This window comes from Flavobacterium sp., from assembly GCF_046155325.1.
In the GTDB taxonomy this organism is placed as follows: Bacteria; Bacteroidota; Bacteroidia; order Flavobacteriales; family Flavobacteriaceae; genus Flavobacterium.
On record NZ_JBJXDQ010000163.1, the window covers coordinates 20,718 to 30,621 of the forward strand.

20 protein-coding genes are annotated in these 9,904 nt (G+C 31.5%); all 20 read right to left on the reverse strand.

Annotated elements, in window-relative coordinates; all coding sequences use genetic code 11:
* Nucleotides 1-2 precede the first annotated feature (2 nt).
* Entirely contained in the window at nt 3-197 is a 195-nt protein-coding gene (locus tag ACKVOD_RS11375) for a hypothetical protein (protein ID WP_409209588.1), read from the reverse strand.
* 1 nt (nt 198) lies between these two features.
* Complete coding sequence (locus tag ACKVOD_RS11380; protein WP_409209589.1) at nt 199-405, reverse strand: hypothetical protein; 207 nt, start codon at nt 403-405, stop codon at nt 199-201.
* A complete protein-coding gene (locus tag ACKVOD_RS11385) occupies nt 392-796 on the reverse strand; it encodes a hypothetical protein (protein WP_409209590.1) in 405 nt (134 codons plus the stop codon). Before ACKVOD_RS11385 ends, ACKVOD_RS11380 begins: the two co-directional genes overlap by 14 nt.
* A 12-nt stretch (nt 797-808) precedes the next feature.
* Nucleotides 809-1,069 carry a hypothetical protein gene (locus tag ACKVOD_RS11390; RefSeq protein ID WP_409209591.1) on the reverse strand — a complete coding sequence of 87 codons (261 nt, stop codon included), beginning with the start codon at nt 1,067-1,069 and terminating at the stop codon, nt 809-811.
* Between the two features lie 42 nt (nt 1,070-1,111).
* The gene (locus ACKVOD_RS11395; protein ID WP_409209592.1) at nt 1,112-2,161 is read right to left on the reverse strand and encodes a hypothetical protein; all 1,050 of its coding nucleotides are present in this window, start codon (nt 2,159-2,161) and stop codon (nt 1,112-1,114) included.
* A 133-nt stretch (nt 2,162-2,294) separates the two neighbouring features.
* Entirely contained in the window at nt 2,295-2,531 is a 237-nt protein-coding gene (locus ACKVOD_RS11400; protein WP_409209593.1) for a hypothetical protein, read from the reverse strand.
* On the reverse strand, nt 2,531-2,776 hold the full coding sequence (locus ACKVOD_RS11405; protein WP_409209594.1) for a hypothetical protein: 246 nt from the start codon (nt 2,774-2,776) through the stop codon (nt 2,531-2,533). The genes ACKVOD_RS11400 and ACKVOD_RS11405 overlap by 1 nt, the downstream gene beginning before the upstream one ends.
* Before the next feature lies 1 nt (nt 2,777).
* Nucleotides 2,778-3,053, reverse strand: coding sequence for a hypothetical protein (locus tag ACKVOD_RS11410; protein WP_409209595.1), 276 nt, complete (start codon nt 3,051-3,053; stop codon nt 2,778-2,780).
* Between the two features lie 51 nt (nt 3,054-3,104).
* Nucleotides 3,105-3,620 (reverse strand): dATP/dGTP diphosphohydrolase domain-containing protein, encoded by a 516-nt coding sequence (locus ACKVOD_RS11415; RefSeq protein ID WP_409209596.1) that lies wholly within the window; start codon nt 3,618-3,620, stop codon nt 3,105-3,107.
* Between the two features lie 7 nt (nt 3,621-3,627).
* Nucleotides 3,628-3,876 carry a hypothetical protein gene (locus ACKVOD_RS11420; RefSeq protein WP_409209597.1) on the reverse strand — a complete coding sequence of 83 codons (249 nt, stop codon included), beginning with the start codon at nt 3,874-3,876 and terminating at the stop codon, nt 3,628-3,630.
* Between the two features lie 2 nt (nt 3,877-3,878).
* Nucleotides 3,879-4,550, reverse strand: a complete 672-nt coding sequence (locus ACKVOD_RS11425; protein WP_409209598.1) for a 5' nucleotidase, NT5C type — start codon at nt 4,548-4,550, stop codon at nt 3,879-3,881.
* Between the two features lie 16 nt (nt 4,551-4,566).
* Nucleotides 4,567-4,938, reverse strand: coding sequence for a YopX family protein (locus tag ACKVOD_RS11430; protein ID WP_409209599.1), 372 nt, complete (start codon nt 4,936-4,938; stop codon nt 4,567-4,569).
* Between the two features lie 5 nt (nt 4,939-4,943).
* The gene (locus tag ACKVOD_RS11435) at nt 4,944-5,399 is read right to left on the reverse strand and encodes a hypothetical protein (protein WP_409209600.1); all 456 of its coding nucleotides are present in this window, start codon (nt 5,397-5,399) and stop codon (nt 4,944-4,946) included.
* Between the two features lie 254 nt (nt 5,400-5,653).
* On the reverse strand, nt 5,654-6,082 hold the full coding sequence (locus ACKVOD_RS11440) for an Hsp20/alpha crystallin family protein (RefSeq protein ID WP_409209601.1): 429 nt from the start codon (nt 6,080-6,082) through the stop codon (nt 5,654-5,656).
* Between the two features lie 234 nt (nt 6,083-6,316).
* Nucleotides 6,317-7,042: a hypothetical protein gene (locus tag ACKVOD_RS11445; RefSeq protein ID WP_409209602.1), complete on the reverse strand. Its 726-nt coding sequence runs from the start codon at nt 7,040-7,042 to the stop codon at nt 6,317-6,319.
* A 2-nt stretch (nt 7,043-7,044) separates the two neighbouring features.
* Nucleotides 7,045-7,374 carry a hypothetical protein gene (locus ACKVOD_RS11450; protein WP_409209603.1) on the reverse strand — a complete coding sequence of 110 codons (330 nt, stop codon included), beginning with the start codon at nt 7,372-7,374 and terminating at the stop codon, nt 7,045-7,047.
* Nucleotides 7,375-7,494, reverse strand: a complete 120-nt coding sequence (locus ACKVOD_RS11455; RefSeq protein WP_409209604.1) for a DNA methyltransferase — start codon at nt 7,492-7,494, stop codon at nt 7,375-7,377.
* A gap of 7 nt (nt 7,495-7,501) precedes the next feature.
* Nucleotides 7,502-8,242 carry a DNA-methyltransferase gene (locus ACKVOD_RS11460; RefSeq protein ID WP_409209605.1) on the reverse strand — a complete coding sequence of 247 codons (741 nt, stop codon included), beginning with the start codon at nt 8,240-8,242 and terminating at the stop codon, nt 7,502-7,504.
* Nucleotides 8,242-9,039 carry a DNA-methyltransferase gene (locus tag ACKVOD_RS11465; protein WP_409209606.1) on the reverse strand — a complete coding sequence of 266 codons (798 nt, stop codon included), beginning with the start codon at nt 9,037-9,039 and terminating at the stop codon, nt 8,242-8,244. The genes ACKVOD_RS11460 and ACKVOD_RS11465 overlap by 1 nt, the downstream gene beginning before the upstream one ends.
* A 3-nt stretch (nt 9,040-9,042) precedes the next feature.
* Nucleotides 9,043-9,651 (reverse strand): DNA cytosine methyltransferase, encoded by a 609-nt coding sequence (locus ACKVOD_RS11470; protein ID WP_409209607.1) that lies wholly within the window; start codon nt 9,649-9,651, stop codon nt 9,043-9,045.
* Between the last annotated feature and the right edge of the window lie 253 nt (nt 9,652-9,904).

Below are 9,904 nucleotides of genomic sequence, written 5' to 3' on the forward strand. Positions count from 1 at the left end.
TTTTAATTAACTAAATTTTCATTATCAATTAATAAATCTTGTTTGTCAATTTTTCTTACTTTTGCCTCAACATAATTTTTATGAATATTTAATTCAATATATAAATCTTTTTCGTCCTCGTTGGTTAAAATCGCGGTATTAAATTTTATTAAATTAACTATGTCTCGGTTGCAATATTTGATTTCAGAAAATTTCATATTATTTAAGATTTTTAATTCCTCTTGTCAAAATCTCTATAATAAAATTAGAAAGATTTTTTTTCGTTGCGCGGACATCCGGCTTTTCAAACTTAAACCATTCAATAAATTTTTTACCATAACTAAAAGTAAAATCGGCGGAACCATCCGGGTTATCTTTTTTTGAAATAAAATTTATAATTGTTTCTTTATTTTTAACTTTTTTCATCTTCTAAAATATCTGGATCAGAATCAAACATTAAATATTTTTCCATTTTATTAAATGCGCGGACGCGAACTCCGTAATTTTGGGCGGTAAAAGTTAACATAGAAAAACATGCTTGACCCATTAAATTCCAAGATTTCTTTGGATAATCCGGGGAATATCTGTCCATATTATCTGTTTCTAACTCCGTCATGCTATTCCATTGGTGGAATCCGCTGGACGTAAATTTAGCAAATACAATGATGGGAATTCCATTATCTTCGCAGTATTTCGTAACTTCTTGAATTTTATCCATTCCAGTTTTTAACCTTTCTGGTAAAGATTCTTTAAGCTCTTGAAGTTTTGTGTTGACTTCTGCTTGCGCCGCCTGATTTTGTTCTGAATTATATTTCATATTTTTAATAACTTAATTTTCTTGTTTAGAAACTTTTATATTACCATTAGAAATCATATTAAAAAATAGTTCTCCATTATTATATTTTTCAAAAAATACTGTAAAAGTATGATTATCTTCTGTTTTTATTTTATCTTCTAAATGAACACCTTCATACTCGATAATAGCAGCAAGACAAAAATTAAAATATTTAAGTTTTGTTTTTGTTAATTCTATTGTTACTAATAATGATTTTTTTGGGTCTTGTTCTTTTTGGTTTGCAATTGACATCATATTTTGTTTTCTAAGAGTTGAACTTGAGAATTGTAATGGGGGTTAGGAATTAATCTCTGACATACTATATACCTTAAATTCCTTAATCCACGCGAAAAAATCAGATTTTATTTTCTCGGCAGGATACATTTGGAGGTAATCCTCGAACGTCCGAGCATCACTACACGCGCCGCGATGAAATTTAAATTCAGATAAAACTTTACCTAATTCTTTACCTTCGAGTCCGGGGCACCAGTCACGAACTAAATCCCCGTTGAATTTTGCCGCATTTTCTTTTCGTTTGATTTCCTTGTCTTTTAATTCTTGAATTTGACCAATTAAATTACTTTCAGGAAAAAATTCATTAAGAAGTTTAACTGCATCAGATTTTAATGGAAAATCGTAAACTTTATTTTTAAATTTTTCAATATATTTTAGAAATCTTGCGTAGTCGGGACGCTTACGATCCCTTACCTTTGCAATATGCGTCATGTTTTCGTAAGCAAAAATTCTAGCATCAAAATATTCTGAGTTGATTATCCAGTCAAAAATTTGTTGCTCCGTAGTAAATCCTCTTTTCCTAGAAACCCAATCCAGTTTCAAAAACTTACAAATTTTTTCATAATCTTGAGAAACTGCAAGTGTTCCAAGTTTATAAACATTTTGATCGTCCCGCAACATGTAAGAAAGACCATCGAACCCTAGTCGCGCAGAAAACTTGTGTGCCAATTTCCCCATTAAATTACCCAACGGGGAAAACGAAAAATAATCAAGACTGGAATAAAAAAATTTACTATTTGTTAAAATAACATCAACTTGAAATTTTTGAATTAAGCAGCTATAAATGTTGGAATTCTGAATAATCTCATTTTCATCCAAATTAAAGATTTTTTGTAGTTGAATTGTTACGGGTTCGTGATTTTCGCGCGGATTTGCTACCAATAAATCAGCATCGCCAAAATCTTTTTTGTCAGTGAACGCAGGAATTAAAACGACTTTTTCAAAGAATTTTTCTAATTTCCATGTTAAATAACTAGAAATTTTAAAATAATCTGTCGCAGGTAATCGAACTGATTCGATGTTATATTTTTGTTTAAATGCCATTCCTCCCATAAAAATAATTTGTTAATTTTTTATTTTAAAAACACCAATACAATAATCCCGGCCCATAGTCAAAAAGGGAAATAAATTTTTTTTTCAGAAAAAAACATGCAAATTAATATTAATATAGATAAATAATTTATTGTTAACATTGTAATTTTTCTATTTCTTCTATAACCAATGATTTAATTACATCGGTTGAGTTTCCATATTGATCTACACAACCATATTTTATATTAGATTCTAAAATATGAATTATTTTATCCCGCGCGGCATTCCATCCTTTTTTAGCCCATTCGTGTTGATCTAATGACCCATAATTAAATTCGAGGGACTCTTTATCATACCAATCCCAAAATTCTTTATTATTGTTTTTGTTCATTAAAAATTAGCTAATGTTCCTTCTTTTATTGCCTTGTTAATATATCTCATAAAATATATTGCTTTGTCCACCGCCGGGAAGGTGGCATCGCCGCAATCTTCAAGCGGGGCCGGAAATTTATATTTTTTGATAAAAAACTCGCCGGATTCCAAGGGTTTGTCGATATAATACCACAAAATTCCTTTTCTATATTCTAAAAATTGAACGGTATTATCTTTTATTAAATCTTTTATTTTAGTAACCATATTATTTATTTTCTTCTTGTTTATTTTCTAGGAAAATCTTGGCGGGGGCCAATTCTCCTTCTTTTAGAATACCATAGTAATTGATCTTGTCAAGGATTTTGTTTAGAATTTTTACTTTGCGACTATCTAGGTTTGGTAAAGATGTTAGGGCGTGTTGCAAAACTCCGGGTTTTAAGCTATTTAAAGTGTCCGGCGAAATCGGCGGATTTACGAGAGTATTAGCCAATTCGGTTAAATAAATTTTTTCTTTGATTGATAAATTTTGTAGGTATAACATTTTTTTGTTTTTCTACCTATACTCTAACATAGAATTTGAAGTTGTCAAGGATTATTTTTGTTGAACCGCGCGAATTTTCGCGGTTTCTTCTTCGTGTAAAATCCCAAAGATGTTAAATAACATGGCGCATAAATGACAAGATTCTTTTTCTATATCTTGACTTTCATATTTATTGGCTAAATATTTTTGTAAATGACGCACTAAACTACACTCATAAGAATCAATTGGTATAGATTTTTTGAAGTTACCCGCGCCGTATTTTTCCTTGCATTTTGTCATGTATTGAGCATAACGGCGAAATGCAATCCAGCTAATTGTTTCAATATAATCTTCTTTTCCGTTTTCAGAATCTCGAATAGCCCCGGACTCAAATTTTCTTATTTCCTCTTTATTATTTTCTGGCGGCGGAGGCGGCGGCAAAGCATTTCTCGGCGGGACATAACTATCTTTTGATAAAGGCCAAGGTTCTTCAATTTTATCAACGGGTTGAGATTTTTTTCCTAAACCTTCCATCATAGACTTATAACTTTTATGGGTTGGATTTGCAGGGTCGTAATGTTCGGGCATATAATTTTTATTTTTTTAAATTTTCAATCATCAAAACAAGAGATTCTACAATCTCGGTAATCCCCGGAACTCCATAAGAATCACCTTCTACGTCAAATTCTGGTAAAACCCGCGCGGCTAATTCTCGGATTTCTGTGTCATCGTCAGATTGATCTCGTAAATTTTCACAATAATATCTTCTCAAATCTTCAATGGGGATTTTATCCACGGAGTCTTCAAGAGGAAATGAATTATTTTGTTTTAAAAAATCGTTCATATTTATGAGTTTAGCAGAGAATTTTCAGTTGTCAAGGATTTTATTAATCCGGGGACTTCTTTCCAAGATTCAAACCTTTTGACATTATTAGAGTCTTTAATATTTTTATTCCAGGTCGCATTGGCTAATAAAATAAATTTATTTGCATGGTTTTTAGCTTCTTCGGCCAAATGTGGAGAATCATCTATATAAATAGAATAATCTAGATTTAGTTTATCTGTAGCTGAAACTCTACCAAGACAATTTACTGAAGAGATTGGACAATGAAATGATTCGTTTTTACCTACCCCATAATTATATATTATCCAGTCCCAAATTGATTTTTCGGCAGATTTACTATTAGCCGTAACTATATGAATTTGGTAATTCAAATTACTAATCTCCCATAGAGCATTAAAAATATGTTCGTCATAAGGTTTTATCATTAATCTCCCCTCTCGATCAAAATAATCTAAAATTCTGTTAAATTGATCGTTATGACCTAAATTTTGCCAGTAATCCCATGTAATGATATTTTTATGCGTATGATTTTCACCTTTCAAAATATTCATTATATCGCAAACCGTGGACATTGTTCGGCCTAAAACACCATCGAAATCGAGTGAGATTTTTATTTGATGTGCAATCCCATCGCATTCACACTCGAATAAATCTTTTTTTATAATTTCTAGCATATTTTGGTTAATATTTTTATTTATCTAGTAATTCAGGATTTTCAAATATACTACCAATGATTTCAATATTTTCTAATTTAAGTAAAGGATTTGATCCTTCATCATTTAATTCTGTCATTTCCCACCCAAAATTATACCAAGTTATTTTAGCCTTACCTTCAATTAAAGGGTTTGTAGATAAAATATAATAAATAATATCTCCTTCGTAAATTTCCCTCCCATTTTTGTCTTGTAATCCGGTAAATTGACAAAATTCAACATTTTTAGTTTCCTCAAAAATCCCGTCCAAAGTATTTTCTGAGTCGCCCCATTCAGCAAAATCATCTTGCCGGACCCATTCTTTGTTTTCTAAATCCCAAATTTTGAATTTAATTTCTCTTTTGTTCATAAAAATTATTTTAAAGGATCAAGTCCGGCGGCTTTTAATTTTTTATATTTATTTAATCTTCGTAGGGCCGTTGCATCAGCCAACTTTTCACATTTTTTTAAATCATGATATAACCATTGTGGATTTTCACGATATTGTTTTAGATGTTCCATCTCGTGTCTTAAAGTAAAAACCGCCATTTGCCAAAAATCATCGAAATTATATTTTCCTGCATATCCGGTTCTCAAAATTTTATCCGATCTTAAATTAAATTTAATTGGATACCAGTCTTTATTAGAATAATCAAATCTTAAAATAATATATGGTTTTTGCCATCCACCATAGTAAAATTCCCCGGCGTATGGATATGATTTTGTATTTTTAAAGGTTATATCACACAATTTAAAGTTTTTTGAAGGTGTGCAAAATTCAATTAATTTTTGTATTTTTTTGTCAGAAATGTCGCTTTTGTTGATAATCATACTGTTATGGTCTTACAATCCTGTTCTTGTAATTCTATATACCTGAAAAGTTAGGGGTTGAATTGAGAATTTTGGAAAATCAGAGTAAAATAAAAAACCGCCGATTACTTAAAACTCGGCGGAATCTGTTTCCACGTCTCTCCGTGGCGTCACACAACTTTTAACGACTACTTTTCCGAAGAAAAGTGCCCATGTGTCGGCCCGACTAATTTGAGCGTATTTTAAGTAGAGGCTTTGTCGGTAAATTATTTATTTTATTTGATTTCTAATACTCGCGGTTTGGAATCCTCGGCGCGAGCAAAAGTAACGGTTAAAACCCCGTTTTCTAATTTTACATCAGAAATTTCGGGATTGGCAGTATAAGGAATAGTTGAACTAAAAAATGCTGATCTTTTGGCGTTTTTACATTCAACTTTTAATGTATTGTATACTTTTCCAGAACTTAATGAATTACTATGTTGTTCATGTATCGTTACCTTAATTTCTTCTTTGGCAAACCCCGGAGTATCAAATTCGACGGACACTTTATCGTCGTTTCCGCCGACTCTGATTCCTACTGGATCAAAATCAAAATCAAACCAAGAATTAAATTTTGTCGGCCAAAAATCAAATAAGCTGGCAAAAGGGTTTAATACTTTGTCAGATACCGTTACTATGTCTTTATTTTTATGTATTTTATTCATTTATTTTAGTTTTATTTAGTTTATTTTTAATTATCGCCTTTGTTTAGTTTAATTTTGAATCTTCGCGGCGAATTTAACGAATTTTCAAAAATTTTAATTGAAATCTTGCCCCGCGCCGGAATGCTCGGCGGTCTAAACCTTATGAGAGTTTCGTGCTACTTTTACACCACAGGGCGGTTTATAATCTTTACACTATTCTATATACCGTTTTTCAGAAAAAGTTTCCAAAAAAGTTTAGAACGCTGGCTCAGTATAATGTTTAATCAGTTTTTTAACATCTTTTTTCAAATATTTTATAGGAATAATTTCTACTTTTCTTTCGGGATTTATCCAATACAAACATAATTCATCTTCCCGGATTTTGAAACCTTTGATTTCTAATAAATAACAATACAATGAAATTTGTAGAGAATATTTATCTATTTTTGTATCATTTATATGATTTAATGGATATAAAAGATTTTTATAGACTTTTTTGGTATAAATTTCAGCATTTGTTTTTAAATCTTGAATTGCTACAGAATGATCTTTTTTATTATAAACAGCAATATCTGATTGTCCGGCCAGCCCGATTTCATGGGAAAATACTAGAATTTCAGGAAAAACAGTTCCATTGAATTCGATTTTAGAAAATTGTTGAATAATATCTTTGTCCGGGGCGGATTCATCCACCTGATTATTTAAAAATAAATATTCTAATTGTTCGTGGACTCTCGTTCCCAAATCACAGGCATCATCACGTTTTTTATTCCATTTTTTTTGTAATTCATTGGGGTGGATGCCGTCGCGTTTGGCACAAGCGCGTAAAATATGACCGTTGGGATCAAATTTTTCAGAATATTTAGATAATAATTGACTTACCGAAATCAAAACATTGCCATTTTTATCCACATATTTATGATCGTGGTCGGTGAATGTTATTTCATTTTGCGAAAATGGATTATTAGGTTTGCACCCCATGTTTATTCAGGTTTATTAAATTTTCCGTGTTTAATAATAAAATTATCACATATTTGTATTAATTCTGGATGAAAAGCGTAACCAAATCTATCTTCTCCAATTTCATAAACAATTATTTTATTACTATATTCTACCGGAACAAATTTTGCATACTCTTGAGTTACAGGAATAACATAGTCCGCCCAATTACATAACATTTCTATAGTTTCTAAATTATTGGCATCCTGACCACAAGCCAAAACTTCGTGCCCATATTTATAATGGAGTAAATATCGTAAACCGACGCTACGAACATTTCCACCCGCACAAAGGGTCAATATTTTATATTTCATTTATAGTAAAATTTCTTGAATTCTATTTTCAGCAATTTGACAATATTCTGGATTAATTTCTACTCCAATATAATTTCTATTTAACTTTTTACATACAACTCCGACAGTGCCGCTTCCCATAAAAGGGTCAATTATTGTTCCAATTTGGGGGACAACCACCTTTTACAAAGGGAATAATCAATTCTTCTGGAAACATAGCGATATGTTTTAAAGATGAATCCGCCGGATTAATTTTCCATACGCTTCTTTTGTTTCTTCCGAGAGGATTCATTCTTTTACCTAAGTCTCCGCGAGACAGTTTGTTATTTGATTTGTTTTCGTGTCGTTTTTCTTTATTAAAAATATCATAAGAAGATTGGTGATCGGGCGGTAGTAATGCCGCTTTTTTTATACAATCTATTGTATAGGCATTAGTATGGGGATCGAACTGTTGTTCAAAGTAGTAATTTTTATACTTAGAAAAAAATAATACCGGCTCATAATCAACCGTAAAAGAATCTTTAGTGCTATTAGGGATACATCTTGGTTTGTGCCAAATTATAATATTTCTTAATGTCCACCCAAGGTTATCACAAAGCAAATCTGCTAATTTAAACGGTAGTCTTTGTAGACATTTATTAATATAAACATCCCCTAAATTAATAAAACAAGTTCCATCGTCTTTTAATATTCTAGATATTTCGGTAAATGTCAAGAGTAAATTATTCAAATACTCGTCAACGCTTTTTTCTTGTCCAAGCTGATTAACCGACTTATAATTTTTTTGTTTGTAGTACGGCGGACTAGTAATACAAGAATTTATTGATTTATCTTCAATGGTTGGTAAAAACTCCAAACAATTATTATTATAAATTTTGTTTATTTCCATTATATTAAAATTCCATTAATTCTTTCATTCGCTATATCTATATACTCTTGGCTCAAATCACAACCAATATAATTTCTATTTAGAATTTTAGCCATTTTTGCGCTAGTCCCGCTGCCCACGAACGGATCGTACACCAAGTCCCCCGGATTAGAAAAAGAAGTAATTAAATCCCCGGCCAAAGATTCGGGAAAAATTGCTGGATGTTTATGGGCTATTTTTTCGGCGGCAACGTGTCCGCCCCCGACTTTTACATACCAAACATTATATCTTTTTCCATATTCCCCGGCGGGTTTAGCTTTAACAATTTTAGACATATCCACACAATCATTTTCATTCGCCCCGCGATGTTTTCCATGTGCTTTTTGCCCCGGATAAGCATTTTTTTTGTCCATTATAGGATTAAAAGTTTTAGGTTTTCCTTTAGATAAAACATGGATGAATTCATAGACTTGGTGGTATCTGTTGTTAGCCGGAAAATTAAATCCAGATTTTTGATAGATCATTACGTCGTGAATATTAAAACCGCATTGTTCTTTGAAATATATAGCCTGTTTAAATGAAGTCAAGCTTCTAGAACCTTTAATATATTGGTCGTTTACTATCCATGTTACCATTCCTCCCTTTTTAGTAACTCTATATAGTTCTTGAGCAATTTTTTCAAATTCAAATGAATAACCATTATAATCCCTTAAATTATCATAAACTGGCGAAGTTACAGTTAGGTCGCAAAAATTATCTGGCATTTTAGCCATAGTATCTAAACAATTTTCGCAATAAAGTTTATTTAATTCTAACATAATTTATTTATTACAATTATAAAATGCTTCTGCAAATCCGCGCGGAGTCATAGACCGATATTCTTTAGTTTTTTCTGATTTTCCTCCAACTTTAGAATACCAAGAATTAGGTTGTCCGGGGCGATTTCCTTCTGGTTCTACCATATTAGTTGGTTCTGGAAAATTAAATTTACCCCACAATCCTGTTTTTTTAGAATATTTTTCGCCATAAAAAAATGGCTGAAAATATCTTGGGCCATATTTAGCAAATTCTGGAATCATTTTATTTAATCGCCCGACAGGATTTTCGACGGCAAAAAATTTAGGTTTACAATATTCTATGATTTCTAAGGTTTTGATAGCCATTAAACAACATTCTCGCGTGGTTCCATCTTCATCTTGTCTTTTCCACCATCTTGCTCCGGCCCCGGAAAATGCCGTGCAAGGTGGCGCGGCTAATATTCCATAAACAGGTTTAATACTATCTAAATATTTTTCATCTATATCAAAAATATCGTTAGGCTTTTGGTTTAATTTTATATCAATTTGAATAACTTGATAAATTGGGTCTTTTTTATATTCCGAAACCCAATTTCCAGAATAGTCGAACAAAGATAAAATTAATTTACTCATTGATAATTGATTGTATCTTTAACGAAATATCATTTAAGTTATGTAGAATATCAAACATTTTGTCTTGATTATTCACTATTACTCGAAATAAACGTGAATAAATTCTCTTAATCCATTTTTATCCAGAACCATGCAACTTTGCCGGGCGCGGTTATGTAAATTATTTACCGCTGCGTGTTCACAGCCACCCAACGAAGTGGAAAACATTAAAAATTCAAAACTTCCATATTCAACATGACAAAAATGATGTTTA